General features: G+C 65.8%; 21 protein-coding genes. 10 read left to right on the forward strand and 11 right to left on the reverse strand.

Annotation, left to right across the window (positions count from 1 at the left end; translation table 11 throughout):
- Nucleotides 1-2: 2 nt before the first annotated feature.
- The 6 genes from IAE34_RS15415 to IAE34_RS15440 all read right to left on the reverse strand — a co-directional run bounded on the left by IAE34_RS15415 (nt 3) and on the right by IAE34_RS15440 (nt 7,917).
- Nucleotides 3-1,067: an imelysin family protein gene (locus IAE34_RS15415; protein ID WP_200139823.1), complete on the reverse strand. Its 1,065-nt coding sequence runs from the start codon at nt 1,065-1,067 to the stop codon at nt 3-5.
- An 18-nt stretch (nt 1,068-1,085) separates the two neighbouring features.
- A complete protein-coding gene (locus IAE34_RS15420) occupies nt 1,086-2,510 on the reverse strand; it encodes a di-heme oxidoreductase family protein (protein WP_200139824.1) in 1,425 nt (474 codons plus the stop codon).
- A gap of 161 nt (nt 2,511-2,671) precedes the next feature.
- A complete protein-coding gene (locus tag IAE34_RS15425; RefSeq protein ID WP_200139825.1) occupies nt 2,672-4,006 on the reverse strand; it encodes an imelysin family protein in 1,335 nt (444 codons plus the stop codon).
- 159 nt (nt 4,007-4,165) lie between these two features.
- Nucleotides 4,166-6,217: a putative bifunctional diguanylate cyclase/phosphodiesterase gene (locus IAE34_RS15430; RefSeq protein ID WP_200139826.1), complete on the reverse strand. Its 2,052-nt coding sequence runs from the start codon at nt 6,215-6,217 to the stop codon at nt 4,166-4,168.
- A 304-nt stretch (nt 6,218-6,521) separates the two neighbouring features.
- Nucleotides 6,522-7,118 carry a superoxide dismutase gene (locus tag IAE34_RS15435; protein WP_200139827.1) on the reverse strand — a complete coding sequence of 199 codons (597 nt, stop codon included), beginning with the start codon at nt 7,116-7,118 and terminating at the stop codon, nt 6,522-6,524.
- Between the two features lie 199 nt (nt 7,119-7,317).
- Nucleotides 7,318-7,917 carry a LysE/ArgO family amino acid transporter gene (locus IAE34_RS15440; protein WP_200139828.1) on the reverse strand — a complete coding sequence of 200 codons (600 nt, stop codon included), beginning with the start codon at nt 7,915-7,917 and terminating at the stop codon, nt 7,318-7,320.
- 128 nt (nt 7,918-8,045) lie between these two features.
- Between IAE34_RS15440 and IAE34_RS15445 the strand changes: the two genes are divergently transcribed.
- The 3 genes from IAE34_RS15445 (at nt 8,046) to IAE34_RS15455 (ending at nt 10,884) form a co-directional block, all read left to right on the forward strand.
- Entirely contained in the window at nt 8,046-8,936 is an 891-nt protein-coding gene (locus IAE34_RS15445) for a LysR family transcriptional regulator ArgP (RefSeq protein WP_200139829.1), read from the forward strand.
- Between the two features lie 49 nt (nt 8,937-8,985).
- Nucleotides 8,986-9,981: an NAD-dependent epimerase/dehydratase family protein gene (locus IAE34_RS15450; RefSeq protein WP_200139830.1), complete on the forward strand. Its 996-nt coding sequence runs from the start codon at nt 8,986-8,988 to the stop codon at nt 9,979-9,981.
- A gap of 87 nt (nt 9,982-10,068) precedes the next feature.
- Nucleotides 10,069-10,884 (forward strand): ATPase, encoded by an 816-nt coding sequence (locus tag IAE34_RS15455; RefSeq protein ID WP_200139831.1) that lies wholly within the window; start codon nt 10,069-10,071, stop codon nt 10,882-10,884.
- A 54-nt stretch (nt 10,885-10,938) separates the two neighbouring features.
- Here IAE34_RS15455 and IAE34_RS15460 read toward each other — a convergent pair whose 3' ends face one another.
- Both IAE34_RS15460 and IAE34_RS15465 read right to left on the reverse strand, forming a co-directional pair.
- Complete coding sequence (locus tag IAE34_RS15460; RefSeq protein WP_200139832.1) at nt 10,939-11,988, reverse strand: alkene reductase; 1,050 nt, start codon at nt 11,986-11,988, stop codon at nt 10,939-10,941.
- Nucleotides 11,989-12,058: 70 nt separating this feature from the next.
- The gene (locus tag IAE34_RS15465) at nt 12,059-12,361 is read right to left on the reverse strand and encodes an ArsR/SmtB family transcription factor (protein ID WP_200139833.1); all 303 of its coding nucleotides are present in this window, start codon (nt 12,359-12,361) and stop codon (nt 12,059-12,061) included.
- A gap of 151 nt (nt 12,362-12,512) precedes the next feature.
- Here IAE34_RS15465 and IAE34_RS15470 point away from each other — a divergent pair, with 151 nt between their 5' ends.
- Nucleotides 12,513-13,091, forward strand: a complete 579-nt coding sequence (locus tag IAE34_RS15470) for an acyl carrier protein phosphodiesterase (protein WP_200139834.1) — start codon at nt 12,513-12,515, stop codon at nt 13,089-13,091.
- 28 nt (nt 13,092-13,119) lie between these two features.
- On the opposite strand, the gene IAE34_RS15475 is transcribed toward IAE34_RS15470, so the two are convergent.
- Nucleotides 13,120-13,911 (reverse strand): lysophospholipid acyltransferase family protein, encoded by a 792-nt coding sequence (locus IAE34_RS15475; RefSeq protein WP_200139835.1) that lies wholly within the window; start codon nt 13,909-13,911, stop codon nt 13,120-13,122.
- Nucleotides 13,911-14,666, reverse strand: a complete 756-nt coding sequence (gene olsB / locus IAE34_RS15480) for an L-ornithine N(alpha)-acyltransferase (RefSeq protein WP_200139836.1) — start codon at nt 14,664-14,666, stop codon at nt 13,911-13,913. The genes IAE34_RS15475 and olsB overlap by 1 nt, the downstream gene beginning before the upstream one ends.
- Nucleotides 14,667-14,893: 227 nt before the next feature.
- Here olsB and IAE34_RS15485 point away from each other — a divergent pair, with 227 nt between their 5' ends.
- The 5 genes from IAE34_RS15485 (at nt 14,894) to IAE34_RS15505 (ending at nt 18,711) form a co-directional block, all read left to right on the forward strand.
- On the forward strand, nt 14,894-15,973 hold the full coding sequence (locus IAE34_RS15485; RefSeq protein ID WP_200139837.1) for a serine hydrolase domain-containing protein: 1,080 nt from the start codon (nt 14,894-14,896) through the stop codon (nt 15,971-15,973).
- On the forward strand, nt 15,970-16,266 hold the full coding sequence (locus tag IAE34_RS15490) for an amidase (protein ID WP_200139838.1): 297 nt from the start codon (nt 15,970-15,972) through the stop codon (nt 16,264-16,266). Before IAE34_RS15485 ends, IAE34_RS15490 begins: the two co-directional genes overlap by 4 nt.
- A gap of 45 nt (nt 16,267-16,311) precedes the next feature.
- Nucleotides 16,312-16,893 (forward strand): YceI family protein, encoded by a 582-nt coding sequence (locus tag IAE34_RS15495; protein WP_200139839.1) that lies wholly within the window; start codon nt 16,312-16,314, stop codon nt 16,891-16,893.
- A 1-nt stretch (nt 16,894) separates the two neighbouring features.
- Nucleotides 16,895-18,052, forward strand: a complete 1,158-nt coding sequence (locus IAE34_RS15500; RefSeq protein ID WP_200139840.1) for a phospholipase D-like domain-containing protein — start codon at nt 16,895-16,897, stop codon at nt 18,050-18,052.
- An 80-nt stretch (nt 18,053-18,132) separates the two neighbouring features.
- On the forward strand, nt 18,133-18,711 hold the full coding sequence (locus IAE34_RS15505) for a DJ-1/PfpI family protein (RefSeq protein WP_200139841.1): 579 nt from the start codon (nt 18,133-18,135) through the stop codon (nt 18,709-18,711).
- Nucleotides 18,712-18,718: 7 nt separating this feature from the next.
- Here the strand turns inward: IAE34_RS15505 and IAE34_RS15510 are convergent, their stop codons facing one another.
- On the reverse strand, nt 18,719-19,117 hold the full coding sequence (locus IAE34_RS15510; protein WP_200139842.1) for a ketosteroid isomerase-related protein: 399 nt from the start codon (nt 19,115-19,117) through the stop codon (nt 18,719-18,721).
- A 113-nt stretch (nt 19,118-19,230) separates the two neighbouring features.
- On the opposite strand from IAE34_RS15510, the gene IAE34_RS15515 reads away from it, so the two are divergent.
- A complete protein-coding gene (locus IAE34_RS15515; protein WP_200139843.1) occupies nt 19,231-19,821 on the forward strand; it encodes a GNAT family acetyltransferase in 591 nt (196 codons plus the stop codon).
- Nucleotides 19,822-19,846: the final 25 nt, after the last annotated feature.

Here is a 19,846-nt window from a genome sequence, read left to right on the forward strand (position 1 = left end):
GATCAGTCACCGTCGTTGGCATTGAAGCCCAGCTGGATGTTCAACGCCTTGGCCAGCTCGCCTTCGTGCAGGCGGTGGACGACGTTGAGGCTGTCGTAGATCTGGTTGAGGGTCTGCTTGCCGGCATCGTCGGCGAGCAGTTCGCCCAGGGTCTTCTGGTTGTCGGCCAGCAGCTTGCCGGACGTGGCGTAGGCAGCGTCGATCTTCTGCACCAGGGCGCTCTGGTCCTTGCCCAGCAGGCCACGCAGGCCCTTGTTGTCGACGCCGGTCCAGACCGTCTCGGCAGCCATGAGCGAGGCTTGCAGGCTCTTGAGCGAGGAATGGCTGCGCCAGGCCTCGGCCTGCAGCGGCTGGACGATGCCCTTGCTCTGACGGCCCATGGGGGCGCCGAGTTTTTTCTTCAGGGTGTCCAGCGCGGTCACCTGGGCGCGAAGCAGGTCGGCGATGGCCTCGTGGGAGTCGGCGTAGCGCTGGTTGGGGAACTTGGTCATCTGCGAAAGCATGCCGTCGGTGCTGTTCCAGCTCTTGAGGATCTCTTCGGCCAGGGCTTTCTGGTGCTCGGCGATGGCCACCAGCAGCGGGCAGTAGCGCGCTTTCTGCTCGGCACTGGCAATGTCCGGCTTGCTGTCGAACAGGATGTACTCATAGGCGGACAAGCCGCGCACCACTACGCTGGCCTTGCCCAGCGCCTGGGCGTCGACCGGCTTGTCGCCGTTGACCAGTTGCTCGACCTGACGCCCGACCAGGTTCTTCTTGTCCGGCCAGAACTGCACCTGCCAGGCGCGATTGCCCTCGGCCAGCGGACCGACCAGCAACGGCTGCAGCTCGGCCCAGGCCTTCTGCGCGTTGAGGTAGTCGGCGCGGGCGGTGTCCAGGCTCTGCTTGCCTTCGCAGTAGGCCAGGGCGCTGGCGGCCAGTTGACGGTCGGCTTCGACCCAGCGACTGTAGGTCGGCAAGATGACCTGCTGGGCGATGGCGGCGGAGGTGACGGCCTGCGGATCCTGGGGCGAGCAGGCGCCCAGGGCGATGGCGGCGAGGCTGGTGAACAACAGTTTGGGTCGGAACATGCCCGGCTCCTTGCGCGATTACAGTGAGTTCAGAAAAGCCAGCAGCGCGGTGCGTTGCTCGGCATTGAAGGTCAGTACCTGACGGCGTGCGGCCTCGGCTTCGCCACCGTGCCAGAGCACGGCCTCGAGCAGATTGCGCGCGCGACCGTCATGCAGGAACTGGGTGTGGCCACTGACGGTAGCGGTCAGACCGATGCCCCACAGCGGTGGCGTGCGCCAATCCTGGCCGCCGGCGGCGAATTCGCTGCGCTGGTCGGCCAGGCCCGGGCCCATGTCGTGCAGCAACAGGTCGCTGTACGGGCGAATCACCTGATGGGCCAGCTCCGGCTCGTCGGCGTCGCCGGTGGTGAACTGCGGCGTGTGGCAGCCCTGGCAGCCAGCCTGGAAGAACAGGGTCTTGCCGGCCAGCACCTGGGGATCGCCGACCTTGCGCCGCGCCGGGACACCGAGGTTTCGGGTATAGAAGGTGATCAGCCGCAGGATGTTGTCGCTGACTTCCTTCTCGCCGTCCTTGCCGTCGCCATTGGGCGCCGCCAGGCAGTCGACCTGGGCAGGCGTGCAGTCGTCCTCGGGCTTGAGGGTACTGGTCAGGCCCATGTCGCCGGCCAGGGCGTGCACGTTCTGCTGATTGACGTTGGGCTGGCCGGCTTTCCAGCCGAAGCGACCGATCACGGTCTTGCCCTGGGCATCGTCCCACACCCGGTTGGCCCGGCCACGGATCCCGTCGCCGTTGCGATCCTCGGGGTCTTCGTTGGCCAGGATCGCCGCTTCGGGAATGGCTTCGAGCAGACCCAGGCCGATCATCGGGGGCGCGATGCGCGCCGAAAAGCGCGTATCCGGATGCATCGGCCCATAGCCCAGCTGGCTGACGAGCAGGCGCGGGCGGCGCAGCTCGACCTGATGACCATCGGCGAAGCTGACGGTCTCGGTGCTGTAGTCCACCCGCACCTTGCCCTCGGGGCGCACGCCGGGGATGGCCATGTCCTGCAACTGGGTGCCATAGACCGGCTCGGGTACCACCCCCAACCGCTCGATTTCCCGGGCATAGGCCGGCTGGTCAGGGATCGACAGGCGTACCAGCATCGACACGGCGTTGTTCGAGTCGACATCCGCGGGATGCCCGCGGCCGTCACGGATGTGGCAATTCTGGCAGGCATTGGTGTTGAACAGCGGCCCCAATCCATCTCGGGCCGTGGTGGTGGACGGCGCGATCACCCAGGGGTTGCGAAAGAAGCTGTTGCCCACGCTGAAGTCCAGGCGCCGGACGGGAGTGAGATTGGCCGAGGGCATGGAGAAGGCGTTACGGTCGCTGCGCAGCACGGTCGCCTGTCCGCCGGACAGGGCTTCTCCCGGCTCGGCCTGAGTGAAACGCGGGGCGTCGTCACAGGCGGCCAGGGCAGTAGCCAGCAGCAGAAGTGGCAGTCGGGACGACGGCGAGGACATCGACAATCCTGAGCGTGAGCGAAAAACCGGCGGCAAGCTTAGCAAAATGGGGGTGTTTGAATAAGAGCAATTTGCAATTGCCCGGCAAAAGCTCTGCGCTGACCGACCCCGGACATGAAAAAGGCGACCCGAAGGCCGCCTCTTTCCAAGCCGGCAGCCGATCAGAACTCGTGGTCTGCGGTGTCCGGATTGAGGTTGTCGATGCCCAGCTTGCCAGCGGCCTGCTCGATGGCGCCTGTCTGCTTGACCAGTGCGGCGATGGCATCGCGCACGATCTGGTTGCCGGCGGCATTGTCGGCCGCGATCAACTGGTCGTAGTGCTCGCCCTTGAGGGCGTGGTCGACGATGACCTGGATCTTCGCCTCGGTGTCCTGCAGGTCGGCCTTGAGCGTGTTGTCGGTGGCCGGGTCGATCTTGGCCACCAGCGACGACAGGCTCGGTCCGCTGACCTTGGAGCCATCCGGGCGGGTGTACTCGCCCAGGTAGACGTTGCGAATACCCTTGGCATCGTAGAAGTGCGACCAGTGGGTGTTGTCGCTGAAGCAGTCGTGCTCGTCTTCAGGCGAGTTGGCTTCCAGCGAGACCTTCATGCGCTCGCCGGCCAGTTCGCCCAGCGACAGGCTGCCCATGCCGAACAGCATCTTGCGCAGGCCATCCTTGACCGGCTCGGCTTCCAGCGAGGCACGGTAGTTATCGGAGACGTTCGGTGCCCAGTTGTCGACCATTTCCTGCAGGTCGGTCACCAGCAGATCGGTCACCGCCTTCAGGTAGGCGCGACGACGGTCGTTGTGACCGCCCGTGGCACCCTGGCCTTCCAGGTAGTCGCTGGCCGGACGGTTGCCCGCGCCTGGACCGGTGCCGTTGAGGTCCTGGCCCCACAGCAGGAACTCGATGGCGTGGTAGCCGGTGGCGACGTTGGCTTCGGAACCCCCCAGCTCGTTGAGGCTGGCGAGCTTCTCCGGGGTGATGTCCTTGACGTCGATCTTGTCTTCGCCCACCTGAATCTCAGGATTGGCGATGATGTTGGCGCTGGCGGCCGGGTTGCCCAGGGCGTGCTCGTAGCTCTTGTCGACGTAGTCGATCAGGCCTTCGTCCAGCGGCCATGCGTTCACCTGGCCTTCCCAGTCGTCGATGATGGTGTTGCCGAAGCGGAACGCTTCGCTTTGCAGGTAAGGAATGCGCGATTCCACCCAGGCTTGCTTGGCGGCCTTGAGGGTGTCGTCGTTGGGTTGGGCGAGGAATGCATCGATGGCGCTCTGCAGGTGCTTGGCAGTGCTCAGCGAGTCGCTGTAGACGGCGTGGACCATGTCGGCGTAGTGCTTGACCACGGCCTTGGCTGCCGCTTCATCCACCGCCGCTGGCGCCGTGGCCGCGGTGCTGGTGGCAGGCGTCTGGGCTTGCGGGGCAGCGGCCTTGTCGTCCTTGCCTTCGCCGCAGCCGGCGAGAGCGATGGCAATGGCCAGCAGACTGGCGGAGGCCAGAGGCATTCGAATCATTGTAGGTATCCCTGCGTCGTGTGGTTGGACCGTGTGTGGCGAACGAAGCGTGATGGCACGCCGAACCGCGACATGATGCGAAAGATATGCATTTGATGTAAAGGGTCGGCCGCGCTTTTCGCCCAAATGGCGCGGGCGCGACCCTTGAGGTCGCAGACGTCAGAGCGCGGACACCTGGTTACGCTGGGCCTGCTTGAGAAAAGCGCTCAGCTCGCGGGCCGGCAACGGCTTGCTGTAGTGGTAGCCCTGACCTTCATGGCAGCCCTGGGCGATGATGTAGCTTTCCTGCTCGACGGTTTCCACGCCTTCGGCGATGACCTGCATGCCGAGGCTCTTGCCCAGCTGGATGATGGCGCGAACGATGGTCGCGTCGTCATCGTCGTCGAGCAGGTCCTGGACGAAGCTCTTGTCGATCTTGATCTTGTCCAGCGGCAGCGACTTCAGGTAGCTGAGCGAGGAATAGCCGGTGCCGAAGTCGTCGATGGCGATCAGCGCGCCCGACCGGCGCAGGCTCAGCAGGTGCTGGGCGGCGGTGCTGATGTCTTCCATCAGGCCGGTTTCGGTCACCTCCAGCTCCAGGCTGCGCGGCGGCAGGCGATAGGCCTGCAACAGGTTGTTGACCACGCGTGGCAATTCGGCGTGGTGCAATTGCACCGTGGACAGGTTGACCGCCATGCGCAGGTCGCTGAAGCCCTGGTCGTGCCACTCGCGCAGTTGCCGACAGGCCTGGTCCAGCACCCATTCGCCGATGCTGATGATGACGCCGTTCTGCTCGGCCAGCGGAATGAACTGGTCCGGGGGCACCATGCCCAGCTCCGGGTGCTGCCAGCGCAGCAGCGCCTCGACGCCGACCACGCGGTTGTCGCGGTAGCTGATCTGCGGTTGGTAGACCAGGTACAACTGGTTGCGCGGCAGGGCCTCGCGCAGGTCCTTCTCCAGCTCGCGGCGCCGGCGCATCTCGCTGTCGACGCTGGCGATATAGAACTGATAACGATTGCGCGAGCGGGCCTTGGCCAGGGTCATGGTCTGCTCGGCCTTCTGCAACAGCTTCTCGGTGCTGTCGCCGTCTTCCGGGAACAGGGTGATGCCAATGGTGGCGCGCAGGCGGATCTGCTGATGATCCAGGGCGAAGGGGGTGTCCAGGTCGTCGAGGATGCTCTGGGCCAGCTCGGCCGCCTCGTACGGCTGTTCGATGTTGGCCTGGACCAGGGCGAACTGGTCGCCCCCCAGGCGTGCCAGGGCGCCGAGGCGACCGCTGTGGGCGCGCAGCCGGTCGGCCAGGGCCAGCAGCAACTGGTCGCCGAGCTGATAACTGAACTGCTCGTTGATGCCCTTGAAGTCGTCCAGGCCCACGCACAACACCGCGACCCGGTGCTGTAGCCGCCCGCCATCGGCGAGGATCTTGTCCAACTGTTGCTGCAATTGCTGGCGGTTGGGCAAGCCCGTGAGGAAGTCGTACTGGGCCATGCGTTGCAGGCTGTTTTCCGCTTCGTGGCGCAGGTGGGTATTGCGCTCGATCGAGGCCAGCAACTGGTTGGCGGTGTCGACCCACAGGCCCAGTTCGTTGCGCTCGTGACCCCGCAGTTGCGGGATCTGGTGCTGGCTGGGGCGGTCGGGGTTGATCTGGGTGAGATGCTCGATGATCTTCGACAGCGGCTTGGTCAGCAGCCAGTGATAGACCAGATACAGCACCAGCCCCATGGCCAGCGCGCGCAGTACGCCGGAGATGAAGATGATCACCGCGTTGACCAGAAAGCCTTCGCCGTAGCTGGCGGTGTCCAGGGTGATGCTCAGGTCGCCGTAGTATTCACTGTAGGGGCCGCGCCCCACCAGTTGCGTGGTGTAAGTGCGTTCCTGGCCCAGCAGCAGGTCGGTGAGCCAGCGCAGCGGCATCGCCTGCAGGGGACGTGATTTCTGCGCCAGCATGGTTTCGTTGGGGTGGCCGATGGAGGCCATGCGCACCGACTGGTCCATGAACAGCCCTTCCATGACCTGCATGCCCATCTCCCTGTCCAGGCTGTAGACTGCCTGGGTGGATGGGTCGCGGAACATGTCGAGGATGCGCTGGGCGTCGTTGTTGACCGCCTGCCGAGTCTTGTAGGTGTCGTAGACGATCTGCGCGCAACTGAGCACGACGCCCACGGCGAGCGCCGACAACAGCACGACCCTGAGCAACTTGACCGACAAGCTGTGCCGAAATTCCAGCTTCAATGGGGTTTCCTTAATCCATGCGCACGCCATTATTTTGCCATCAACCCTGGCAATACACTATCGACCGATTGCCGCGCCAGGCGAGGGGCCCGTCGCTGGATCCACCCCGATCATTGTATCGGTTCAGCGACCAGGCGACTTGAGTGTCCTGCGTCAACTTTCCAGAAAGTTGATGTTAGCGCGCTATCGGAGTGGAGCAAGGGGGAAGGCGGGATATTGCGGCGCTCGCTGCGGTGTTCCGGCCGGTGTGCGCAGCGGGCAAGAAAAACCCGGCGAGTGCCGGGTTTTCGTGTCGCGGATGGAATCAGGCCTTGAAGGGCTTGCCTTCGAACTGCTCGGCCACGAACTTCCAGTTCACCAGGTTCCAGAACGCCTCGACGTACTTGGGGCGCACGTTGCGGTAGTCGATGTAGTAGGCGTGCTCCCAGACGTCGCAGGTCAGCAGCGGGGTGTCGCCGCTGGTCAGCGGGTTGCCGGCGCCGATGGTGCTGGCCAGGGCCAGGGAGCCGTCGGCTTTCTTCACCAGCCAGCCCCAGCCGGAACCAAAGGTGCCGACGGACGTCTTGGTGAACTCTTCCTTGAACTTGTCGAACGAACCGAAGGCGCTGTCGATGGCCTCGGCCAGTGCGCCGGTCGGTTGACCGCCGGCGTTGGGCGCCAGGCAGTTCCAGTAGAAGGTGTGGTTCCAGACCTGGGCGGCGTTGTTGAAGATGCCGCCCGAAGAGGCCTTGACGATCTCTTCCAGGGACTTGCCTTCGAATTCGGTACCTGGGACCAGGTTGTTCAGGTTCACGACATAGGTGTTGTGGTGCTTGTCGTGGTGATACTCCAGGGTTTCCTTGGAGATGTGCGGCTGCAGGGCATCATGGGCGTAGGGCAGCGGCGGCAATTCAAAAGCCATGGTAGATCTCCTGATCAGGTCTAGTTCGCGGTGTGCGTGGGGCCGATCACGGACGGCCCCTGGAGCGTCGGCGAGTTTTTACCCTTTGCGACGCAAGCACCGGATCATAGCACCAGCCCCTACGCATAACCACGCAACAACTATAGGGATTAGAGGTTCCCGCCCATCACTGCCTGCAACGACGGCAGGCCCGCTGCGCTCAGCCCATGATCAACTGTGCGGCGACGGCGAACATCATCACCGCGACCATCAGGTCCAGCAGTCGCCAGGTGCTCGGGCGCGCCAGCCAGGGCGCCAGCCACGCCGCACCGAGCGCCAGGGCGAAGAACCACACCAGCGAGGCGCTGGCGGCGCCGGCCACGTAGGCGCCCGGTACGCTCTGCTGGGCACCCAGCGAACCGATGAGCAGCACCGTATCGAGGTACACGTGGGGATTGAGCAAGGTCACTGCCAGGGCGCTGAGCAGGACTGCGCGCCGCGAGCGCAGGCCCTGGCCGTCCGATTGCGTCAGGCTCTGTTTCGAGCAGGCGCGTTGCAGCGCCTTGGCGCCATACCACAGCAGGAACAGCGCACCGCCCCAGCGGGCAGCCGCCAGTAGGGTGGGGTTGTGGGCCAGCACCGTGGCCAGACCGAATACCCCGGCAGCCACCAGGAGCGCGTCGCACAGCACGCACAGCAGTGCCACGGGCAGGTGATGCTCGCGGCGCAGGCTCTGCGCCAGGACGAACGCATTCTGCGTGCCGATGGCCATGATCAGGCCGAAGGCCACGAGCAGGCCGTTTACATAACTTTGCCACATGGCGCTAGCACTCCACAGGGACGCTGTCGTGAAGGGCAGCGCCGATTGCATGAAAGGATGCTGGCCATTGTCGGTAAAAGGCTTGTATAAGAAAAACAAATAACGCTGATCAGGCATTAGTGAAATCGATGTTCGACTACAAGCTTCTCGCCGCGCTGGCCGCCGTCGTCGAACAAGGTGGCTTCGAACGCGCCGCCCAGTTGCTGAGCCTGTCGCAATCGGCGGTGTCCCAGCGCATCAAGCTGCTCGAGGCGCGGGTGGGCCAACCGGTGCTGATCAGGGCCACGCCGCCAAGTCCGACCGAAATCGGCCGGCAGTTGCTCAACCACGTCCAGCAGGTGCGCCTGCTCGAGCGCGACCTCCAGCGCCAGGTGCCGGCGCTGGACGAGCACGGCATGCCGGAGCGTCTGCGCATCGCCTTGAACGCCGACAGCCTGGCGACCTGGTGGGCCGGGGCGGTCGGTGATTTCTGCGCCGGCCAACAGGTGCTGATGGACCTGGTGGTCGAGGACCAGGAGGTCGGTCTGCGGCGCATGCGAGCTGGCGAAGTGGCCGCATGCCTGTGCGGCAGCGAACGGCCGGTGGCGGGGGCACGTAGCCTGGCCCTGGGCGCGATGCGCTACCGCGCGCTCGCCAGCCCGGCGTTCATGGCGCGGTATTTTCCCAAGGGCTTCGAGCGCGCACGTCTGGTGCGCGCACCCGCGGTGGTCTATGGCCCCGACGACTTCCTGCAACACCGCTACCTCGCTTCGTTGGGCATCGAAGACGGTTTCGTCCATCATCTCTGTCCGTCTTCCGAGGGCTTCCTGCGCCTGACCGAAGCCGGCCTGGGCTGGGGGCTGGTACCCGAGTTGCAGGCCCGCGAGCCTGTGCAAAAGGGCCAACTGGTGGAAATCTGCCGCGATACGCCGATCGATGTGCCGCTGTACTGGCATCATTGGCGCACCGGCGGGCAACTGCTCGCCCAGTTGACCGAGCACCTGCGCCAGGCGGCGCCGAGCTGGCTGGTGCCCTTCTAGGCGGCAGCGGCGTCACAGGCATCTGTAATCTGGCAAGACGGAGTCTTACATGCGAATTCTGGTCACCGGCGCGAGCGGCTTCATCGGCGGGCGCTTCGCCCGTTTCGCCCTGGAACAGGGCCTGCAGGTGCGGGTCAACGGTCGCCGCGCCGAAGGTGTCGAGCATCTGGTCAAGCGCGGCGCGCAGTACCTTCCGGGCGACCTGGGCGATGCCGAAGTCGCCCGGCGCCTGTGTCAGGGCGTCGATGCCGTGGTGCATTGCGCCGGTGCCGTGGGCACTTGGGGGCGCTATCAGGATTTTCATCACGGTAATGTCGTGCTCACCGAGAATGTGGTCGAGGGCTGCCTGAAGGAACATGTGCGACGCCTCGTGCACCTGTCGTCGCCGTCGATCTGTTTCACCGGCCACTCGCGGCTGGCGGTGCGCGAGGACCAGGTGCCAAGGCGACTGCACGACCACTACGCGCTGACCAAGCACCTGGCCGAACAGAAAGTCTTCGGTGCCCAGGAGTTCGGCCTCGAAGTGCTGGCACTGCGCCCGCGCCTGGTCACGGGCGCGGGCGATGCCAGCCTGTTCCCGCGCCTGCTGCGCATGCAGCAGAAGGGGCGCCTGGCAATCATTGGCAATGGCCTGAACAAGGTCGATTTCACCAGCGTGCACAACCTCAACGAGGCCTTGCTCAGCGCGCTGTTCGTCGATGAACAGGCCCTTGGGCAGGCCTACAACATCAGCAACGGGCAGCCGCTGCCGATCTGGGATGTGGTCAACTACGTCATGCGCCAGATGCAGTTGCCCCAGGTCACCCGTTACCGGTCCTATGGCCTGGCCTACAGCCTGGCCGCCCTCAACGAAGCGACGTGCCTGCTCTGGCCAGGCCGACCGCAGCCGACCCTCAGCCGTACCGCGACGCAGGTGATGGGCAAGGACTTCACCCTCGACATCGGTCGCGCCCGCCAGTACCTGGACTACCGCCCCAAGGTGAGCCTGTGGACCGCTCTGGACGAGTTCTGCACCTGGTGGAAGCACCTGCCGACGCAGCCATGAAGGCCTCCAGTGCGTGCTCGGTCATCACCCCGTCGCGCGCTGGGTTTATACTGCGTCCTTTTGTGATCAGTTCGGTCGAGCCTAGCCATGCGTAACGATGCCCACGACGATTTCGATGATGTGCCCACCTTGCGAGCGGGTACGCCCGACGATGACGAACTGTTGCCGGCGCGTGTCGTGCGCGTACGCCAGAAGGCCGAGCGCCCGGCCGGCACTGGAGCGCTCTGGGCGCTGCTGGTGGCGTCGTTCGTCGCCCTCGCCGGTCTGGGCTGGTGGAGCTACCAGCAGCTGTCGCTGATGGAGCAGCAACTGGTCGCCACCCAGGAGAGCTTCGCGCGTATCAGCGAAGAGGCGGCCGGGCGGTTGCAGGCCATCAGCGGCAAGGTCGAGGCGAGCGAGACGAGCAGCACTTCGGGCAGCGAAGCGCTCAAGCAGCAGATCAGCCAGTTGCAGGCAGCCTTGGCCGAGCAGGGCAAGCAGCAGGCCGGCGTGGCCGGTCAGGCGGGCGATCTGGACAAGCGTCTTGAGCAGATACTGGCCGATACCCGCGAGCAGCAGAAAGCGCTCACCGACACCCAGACCCAGCTGCAGGCGCAGTTCAAGGCCCTGCAAGGCGAGCTGGCGACGCTCAAGTCGGCTCAGGTGGATGGCGGCAAGCTCGACGCCCAGCTCAAGAGCCTTGGCAGCGATGTGGCCGCACTGAAGAAGCAGGGCGCCGCGATCGACAGCGTGGCGCAGGACGTGCTGGTGCTCAAGAGCCAGGCCGACAACCGACCGGCCGCCGCCAGCGCCGGCGCCTCGGTACAGGAGTTCGATGCGTTCCGAGGCCAGACCACCCGCAATTTCGGCACCTTGCAGAGCCAGATACAGAACCTGCAACAGCAGATCAACGCCCGACCCTGAGCGGTGCGCTGAAACGTAAAGGGCCGCTATGCGGCCCTTTCGTTTAGCCAGCGATCACAGCCGTGGGTAGTCGATGTAGCCGACCGGGCCCTTGCCGTAGAAGGTTTCCGGGTGAGCCTCGTTCAACGGGGCGTCGGCCGCCAGGCGGGCAGGCAGGTCCGGGTTGGCGATGAACGGCACGCCGAAGGCCACCGCGTCAGCGGTGCCTGCGGCCAGCGCGGCGTTGGCACTGGCCTTGGTGAAGCGCTCGTTGGCGATGTACGGGCCGCCGAAGGCCTGCTTGATCTGTGGACCCAGGCTGTCGTCGGCCTCCTTTTCCCGTGCGCAGAGGAACGCGATACCGCGTCTGCCCAGCTCGCGCGCCACGTAGGTGAAGGTTTCGCCGCGATTGGCATCGCCCATGTCGTGGGCATCGGCGCGGGGTGCCAGGTGCACGCCGACGCGACCTGCGCCCCATACCTCGACCACTGCATCGGTGACTTCCAGCAGCAGCCGCGCGCGGTTCTCCAGCGAGCCGCCGTAGGCGTCGGTACGCTGGTTGGTGCTGCTCTGCAGGAACTGGTCGAGCAGATAGCCATTGGCGCCATGGATCTCGACACCGTCGAAGCCAGCTGCCTTGGCGTTCTCCGCGCCGACCCGGTAGGCGTCGACCACATCGGCGATCTCTTCGATGTCCAGCGCACGCGGAGTCGGGTAATCGCTCAACGGACGCACCAGGCTGACGTGACCCGCGGGCTTGATCGCGCTCGGGGCGACAGGCAGCTCACCCTCGAGGTAGGAAGGATGGGAGATGCGCCCGACGTGCCACAGTTGCAGGAAAATCCGCCCGCCCGCGGCATGCACCGCCTGGGTGACGTTGAGCCAACCGCGCACCTGCTCGGTGGACCAGATGCCCGGGGTGTCCGGATAACCGACGCCCATCGGCGTCACCGAAGTGGCTTCGCTGAGAATCAGGCCGGCGCTGGCGCGCTGCACGTAGTACTCGGCCATCAGCGCGTTGGGCACGCGGCCTTCGTCGGCGCGGCAGCGGGTCAGCGGGGCCATGATGATGCGGTTGGGTAGGGTCAGGTCGCCCAGGGTGATCGGATCGAACAGCGTGGTCATCTCGGTAGCCTCGCGTGGATGGGTTTGAAAAGGCGCGGTGCGCTCGCGCACCGTTGGAACGGGGTGCTGGTCATAGCTCGCGGCTCATCTGTTCGAGAAAAGCCTGGATGGTGGATTCGTTGCGCTTGAAGAAATGCCATTGACCGACCTTCTGGCTGCTGATCAGGCCCGCGCGCTGCAGGGTCGCCAGGTGGGCGGAGACCGTCGATTGGGAAAGCCCGCAACGCTGGTCGATTTGCCCAGCACAGACCCCGAACTCGACGCTGTGATGCTGCTCGGAGAAGTGCACGGCCGGCTCCTTGAGCCAGTTGAGGATGTCGCGGCGAACTGGGTGGGCCAGCGCTTTGATGATGTCGTCAAGGTCGAGGGGCATGGTCGGCTCAGGCTGTGTAGCGGTATATCGCGATACGACGAAATATAAATCGATTGTGACCGGTATACAAAGACCGGTTGGTGCTGGCTTGGTTCGAAATCGTTATATCGCGTTATAACGATATGGAGCGCAGCGGTGCTAGACTGCCGCCATGAACTATCTCGCCCACCTGCACCTTGGCGGTCCTGCACCCCAGCAACTGCTCGGCAGCCTGTACGGCGATTTCGTCAAAGGATCGCTGGAGGGTCGCTTCGCGCCTCAACTCGAAGCGGCCATCAGGCTGCACCGCCATATCGACAGCTTCACCGACAGCCACCCCTTGGTGCTGACGGCATTGGCGCGCTTTCCCGCCTCCCGGCGACGCTTCGCCGGTATCGTTCTGGACGTGTTCTTCGATCACTGCCTGGCGCGGCATTGGCAGGACTACGCCGACCAGCCGCTGCGCCTGTTCACCGAACGCTTCTATCGGATCCTGCTGGCCGAGCCTGCACTGCCCGAGCGCCTGGCACGAATCGCCCCCTACATGGCGGCTGACGACTGGCTGGGCGCCTACGCTGATTTCACCACCCTGGAGCACGTGTTTCGCGGGATATCGCGGCGCTTGTCACGGCCCGAAGCACTGGTGGGCGTGATGCCGGAACTGGAAGCGTTGTACGCACCGCTGATGGCGGACTTTCGCACGTTCTACCCGCAGTTGCAGGCGTTCGTGGCGGCTGGTGGGCAGCGCTGAATCGGTGCCGGAGTCCTTGGCCAGGGCGTCATGCGGCCCGAGCCTGCTCACGTGGGCGGCGCGGCTCAGCGTCCTGAAACCCGAACAGCGCCCGTTCGATCGACTGTTGTGCCTGCAGCGCCAGCACCGCGCGCTCCTTGCCGGCGCTGGCCACCGGCGGCAGCAGGTGAAGGGTCACCTGTGCACGCGGCTGGCCGAACAGGCGCAGCAGGTGCGACAGCAGGTCATCCTCGCCGATGAACGGCGCGATCGGGTCCGGCTCGCCGTCGCGCAGGTACTGGATGGCCACCGGCTGCACCGGCGTTCCCTGATCGATGGCCCCGGCCAGCAGGCGACCGTGAAAGGTGCGCAGGGCACGGCCATCGGTGGTAGTGCCCTCGGGGAAGATCAGCAGCGGGCAGGCCTGCGCCAGGCGCTGACCGATCTGCTCGCGCAGGCGCTGGCTGTCGCCGCCGCCGCGACGGATGAACAGCGTGTCGGCTTTTTCCGCCAGCCAGCCGGCCAGTGGCCATTGGCGGACTTCGGCCTTGGACAGGAACGACAGCGGGGTGAGCATGCCCAGCAGCGGGATATCGGTCCATGACACATGGTTGCTGACCCACAGCATCGGACGCTGGGGCAGCTCGCCGATCACCTGCACCTGGAAGGGCAGGGCGGCCACCAGATGCTTCATGAAGCGGCAGCTCCAGCGCTGGCGGCGTGCGTGGCCTGCGCGCAGGCCCACCCGCTCGCCCAGAGCGATGAGCGCCGCCATGGCCACGCCCAGCATCAGTACCAGCATCAGCCGCACGAGGCGGGCACAGGCCCGCATGCTCGGCATCAGACCGCCGCCTTGAAGTGGCGGGCGTAGCGCGGGCAGAGGTTGTCGCGCTTGAGCAGGATGAACACGTCGGCCACCTGGAAGTCCTCGTCCCAGCACGGCTCGCCGCAGATCTTCGCGCCCAGGCGCATGTAGGCCTTGAGCAAGGGCGGCATCTCGGTGATGACGTTGTTCGGCAGGGCCAGCGAAGGCAGCGGCTTCTTCGGCTCGGCGCGCAGATGTTCGTTGCACAGGTAGCGCTCGCGCAGGCGCTGCATGATCGCATGGGCCTGCACGCCGCCGTCCTGCATGGGAATGCTGGCGCAGCCCATCAGGTAGCTGTAGCGGCCTTCGTTGAGCACCTCGGCCAGCTCGCCCCAGAGCACGGCGATGGTACCGCCGTTGCGGTAGTCCGGGTGCACGCAGGTGCGGCCCAGTTCCAGGATCGGACCTTGCAACTGGCGCAGGCCATGCAGGCTGAATTCCTCTTCGCTGTAGAAACGCCCCAGGCTGCTGGCCGCCTGGTGATCGAGCAGGCGCGTGGTGGCGACCAGTTCGCCGGTCAGCGCATCGCGCACGCCGATGTGGCGGCAATGGACATCGTAGTCGTCCATGTCCAGGCCCAGTTCCGCGCCCTTGAGCTTGGCCTTGAATTCGGCGCTGAACACCCGGTAGCGCAGGGCCTGAGCCTCGTGCAGGGCGGCGGCACCGACCAGGCGTTCGGCGTGCAGACGGCGTTCAGTGCTGTTGTCGCCAGGGCGAGCGATCCGAGTCATTGCGAGTCTCCATGGGCCAGCCGAGGGTGGCGGGTCGGCGTTGTTGTTCAGGCTCAGCCTAGGTAGACGGGGTGTCACGCCCATGAAGCTTTGGTGATGCTTGCGTGACAGGGGGCAGAGGGGTTCAACAGCGCAAGGCCGCAGCATCCAGGCAGGCGCTGCCTTCGCACTGTCATGCGCCCGTGCGATCCTCGTGCTAGCGCATGCCTGGCCCGAGGAGGGGACCAATGAGATGGCTGTCGAGTCTGCTGGTGTTCGTCGCCATGCCGCTGTTCGCGGCCTCCTGGCCCGATCCCGAGTGGTCGCAGGATCCGGCCCGGCTCGACTGGCAGGCGGTGGACGAATACGCCTTCGCGCCCCGCGACGACGCACAGCGCAAAGGCGTACGCACCGACGCGCTGCTGATCGTGCGCGACGGCCGCGTGCTGCACGAGCGCTACGCGGCGCCCACCACCGCCGACACCCCGCACCTCACCTGGTCGATCAGCAAGAGCGTGCTGGCCATTGTGCTCGGCATCGCCCAGGGGGAAGGGCGCTTCGAACTCACCGACTCCGCGGCCCGTTACTATCCGGCGCTCAGCGAGCACCCGCAGGTGCGTCTGGTCGATCTGCTGCACTGGGCCAGCGGCCTGGCCTGGCAGGAGGACTACGAATACGCTCCGCTGAATTCGTCGGTGGTGGCCATGCTCTACACCCGCGGCCGTCACGACATGGCGGCCTACGTCGCCGGCATGAAGCAGGCCGAGCCACCCGGCCGCCGCTTCCGCTATTCCAGCGGCGACAGCAATCTGTTGGCCGCAGCGCTGCGCGGCATGCTCGGCCCCGAGCGCTACGCCGATTACCCCTGGCAGGCGTTGTTCGAACCGCTGGGCATCACCCAGGCGGTGTGGGAGCGCGATGGCGCGGGCACCTACGTCGGTTCGTCCTACCTCTACTTGCGTGCCCGCGACCTGGCACGCATCGGCCTGTTGATGCAGCGCGATGGCCGCTGGCGCGATCGGCAGTTGCTGCCAGCGGCCTGGGTGGCCTTCAGTCGCCAACCGTTCAGCCAGGCCGAGCCCATTGCCGGGGAGCCCAATCCAGGCGGCCATTGGTGGCTCAACCGACCCTCGCCAGGCCAGCCACGGCCTTGGCCGGATGCCCCGCAAGACGCCTTCGCCGCCCTGGGCCATTGGGGGCAGGCGCTGTACATCCTGCCGACCCAGCGACTGGTGATCGTGCGCTACGGCGATGACCGCGATGGCACCTACCGGCACAACGAACTGCTCAAGCGCGTGCTCGCCGTACTGGCCAAGGAGGGAGCATGAAGCGTGCGATGGCTGTCCTGCTGATCGCGCTGCTGGCCTGGATCTGGCACGCGCGCCAGGCGCTCCACGACTTCCCGAGCATACTCTCGGCCTATTCGGCCAAGGAGTACTGCTCGTGCCGCTTCGTCATGGGCTTCGAACGCGCCTACTGCCGTGATTACGTGAAGCAGTACCTGCCACTGGCGCGCCTGGATGAACAGCCTGACGTTCGCCAGGTGCTCGCCGAAGGCCTGGGTCGAAGCAGCCGTGCGGCCTGGCAGGGGTCTCGCGAGGGCTGTCGCTTGCTGCCGTGAAGCGGCGCAGGGTAATGTTGACGGCTTGCTCATTCGAGGTCTCACATGTCCCTGCTGTCGCGCCTGCTGCCTGCCCTGTTCCTGGCCTTCTGCCTGCCCGCCCATGCCAATTGGCATCTGGACGGGGAGTCCTCGCGACTGTCGTTCATCACCGGCAACAATGGCGACAGCGCCGACGTGCACCGCTTCCTGGTGATGCACGGCACCATCGACCGCAAGGGGGCGGCGCAGTTGAGCATCGAAATGGATTCGGTCAGCAGCGGCATCCCGTTGCGTGACGAGCGCATGCGCGACGCGCTGTTCGAGGTGGCGCAGTTCCCCGAAGCGACGGTCGGCGCCCAGCTCGACCTCGGCCCGGTCAGCGACCTGGCCAACGGTGCCCAGTTGGAGTTGCGCCTGCCGGTCAGCGTGACCCTGCGCGGCCAGTCCCACACCTACGATGCCTTGCTGCTGGTCACGCGCCTGGACGAGCGGCGCTTCCAGGTGGTCACCCTCGAACCGCTGCTGCTGCGCGCCGAGGACTTCAGCCTGCTGCCGGGCCTGGAAAAGCTGCGCAGCTTCGCCGGGCTCAAGTCGATCAACCCCTCGGTACCGGTCAACGCGGTGCTGATCTTCACCGCCCGCTGACATGCCCGGGCCGGTCTTCCCCTGGCGGGATGGCAACCAGTTCGAACTGCTGATCGACGGCCCCGAGTTCTTTCCCCCCATGCTGGCGGCGATCGCCGGTGCCGAGCGCCAGGTCGACCTGGAACTGTACCTGGTGGAGGCGGGCGCCTGCGCGCTGGCGGTGGTCGACGTGCTGGAGTCGGCCGCCTTGCGTGGCGTACGTGTGCGCTGCCTGTTCGACGGCTATGGCTCGCTGGCCTTGCCCCTGGCGTTGCGTCAGCGGCTGACGGCCGCAGGCGTCGAACTGCGCCTGTACAACCCCCTGCACTGGCGCCGCGGGCTGCGCAACCTGTACCGCGATCATCGCAAGTTGCTGCTGGTGGACGAGCGCTGGGGGGCGGTCGGCGGAACCGGCGTCACCGACGAATTCTGGACGCCGGGGCAGGCCCACAGCGAATGGCACGAGGTGATGGTGGCCATGCAGGGGCCGGTGGTGCTGGATTGGCAACTGCTGTTCGACCGTCAGTGGCACGCCAATGCCCGCCGCACGGCCTGGCGCCCCCCACAGGGCTTCGGCCTGTCGCGCTTGCCGCGGATCCCGGCCCAAGGTCAGGGCATGGGCCGGGTCGCCTATGCCGATGCCCGCCAGCACCGGGACATCCTGCGCTCGCTGGTGCGTGCCCTGAGCAGCGGCCAGCGCCGGATCTGGCTGGCCACGCCGTATTTCCTGCCGACCTGGAGCGTGCGGCGCTCGCTGCGCCGGGCGGCCAGACGCGGCATCGACGTGCGCCTGCTACTCACCGGCCCGCGCACCGACCACCCCTCGGTGCGTTATGCCGGCCATCGCTACTACCCGCGGCTGTTACGCGCCGGTGTGCGAATCTTCGAGTACCAGCCGTGCTTCGTGCACCTGAAAATGGCCGTGGTCGACGACTGGGTCAGCCTGGGCTCGTGCAATTTCGACCACTGGAACCTGCGCTTCAATCTGGAGGCCAACCTGGAGGCGGTCGATCCCCTACTCACCGCCGCCGTGGTCGCCAGCTTCCAGCGCGATTTCGCCCGCAGCGAGGAAGTCGACTTGCGTCACTGGAAAGCGCGGCCTCTGTGGCGACGGGTGCAGCAGCGCATCTGGGGCTGGCTCGACCGGCTGGTGGTGCTGTTGCTCGATCGACGCAGCTGACGCGCCACGCGCGATCGGTCATGATCGAGCTCTATCAGGGCGTCGGGAAGGTTCCCCGCCCGCCAAGGAGCGCGGATGCGATGAAGGCCAGGAAGATTCTCATGCTGGTGGGCGACTATGTCGAAGACTACGAAGTCATGGTGCCGTTCCAGGCCTTGCAGATGGTTGGCCACACGGTGCACGCGGTGTGCCCGGACAAGATCGCTGGGCAGACCGTACGCACGGCCATTCACGACTTCGAGGGCGACCAGACCTACAGCGAAAAGCCCGGCCATCATTTCGCCCTGAACTTCGATTTCGTCCAGGCCAGGGCCGAGCGCTACGACGCGCTGTTGATTCCAGGCGGCCGGGCACCGGAATACCTGCGCCTGGACGAGCGCGTGCTCGAGCTGGTTCGTGAATTCGACCAGGCCGACAAGCCCATCGCGGCCGTGTGCCACGGCGCGCAGCTGCTGGCGGCGGCCGGCGTGCTGGATGGGCGCGAATGCAGCGCCTACCCCGCCTGTGCGTCTGAAGTGCGCCTGGCCGGGGGGCGCTTCGTGGACATCGCCATCGACCAGGCGCACGTCGATGGCAACCTGGTCACCGCGCCGGCCTGGCCTGCGCATCCGGCGTGGCTGGCGGCCTTCCTAAGGGTGCTGGGCACGCGCATCGTCTGATGCCCGCTCACTGCACCTGCTCGCGCCAGTCGCTGAGGTTGCGATACGGGGTCACCCGGGCGATCTTGCCGCAGTGGATGTAGAAGAAGGTGCCGGCGGACAGCACGTAGGTCTGGCCCTCGGCAGCGGGCTGCCCTGCGTCGGTGGCCAGGTACTCCCCGTGCACCGTGAATTCGGCCGCTGCCCGGCTGCCGTCGGCGTTGTGCATCACCACGATGTCGGCCAGGCGCTCGCGATAGCAGCGGTTGCGCTCGTCCATGAACGCCGCGAAACGGGCCTTGCCCATCTGCCGCTCGCCCTGGTTGATGTCGTGGATGAGATTTTCACTGAGCAGCTCGAGCAGGGCAGGCATGTCGCCTGCGTCGAGGGCGGCGCAGTAGGCGTTGACGAGTTCGGTAGCGGTCATGGAGAAATACCTGTCGCGCGGGGCAAAGGTTGGCGGTTGCCGGCGATGATAGGGTGTCCTCTCAGGCCCGGCTTAGCCGAGCGCGTCATCCTCATGGACAAAACGACCTACGCATGGAAATACGCCTGCTTCATGGCGCGGCCATCGCGCCCTATCTCGATGACCTCGCTCACCTGCGGCTACCGCTGCTGCGCGAGTATCCCTACCTGTACGAGGGCTCCTCCCAGTTCGAAGCCGATTACCTGGGCACTTACGCCGCCTCGTCGCGTAGCCTGGCAGTGCTGGCGCTGGACCAGGGCCAGTTGATCGGCGCGTCCATCGGGCTGCCCCTGGCAGACGCGTGGGACACGTTGCGCCAGCCTTTCCAGGACCAGGGCCATGATCCCGCGGCGGTCTATTACTTCGGCCAGTCGGTGCTGCTGCCCGCCTATCGCGGGCGCGGCCTGGGCGTGCGCTTTTTCATCGAGCGCGAGTCCTACGCGCACAAGCTGGGCGGTTTTCACTGTTGCGCCTTCAGCGCGGTGGAACGCCCCGGCGGCCACCCGCGCCGACCCGAGCACTACAAGCCGCTGCATGGTTTCTGGCGCAACCGGGGGTTTCTGCATCAACCCTCGTTGCGGACCACTCAGGCTTGGCGTGACTTGGATGATGAGGAGGTTTCGGATAAGAGGGTTTCGTTCTGGGTCAAGGAGTTGTTGGGGTGATGCTAGTTCGCCATCGAGCTGCACG

Source organism: Pseudomonas sp. S30, assembly GCF_016518545.1.
Classification (GTDB): Bacteria; Pseudomonadota; Gammaproteobacteria; order Pseudomonadales; family Pseudomonadaceae; genus Aquipseudomonas.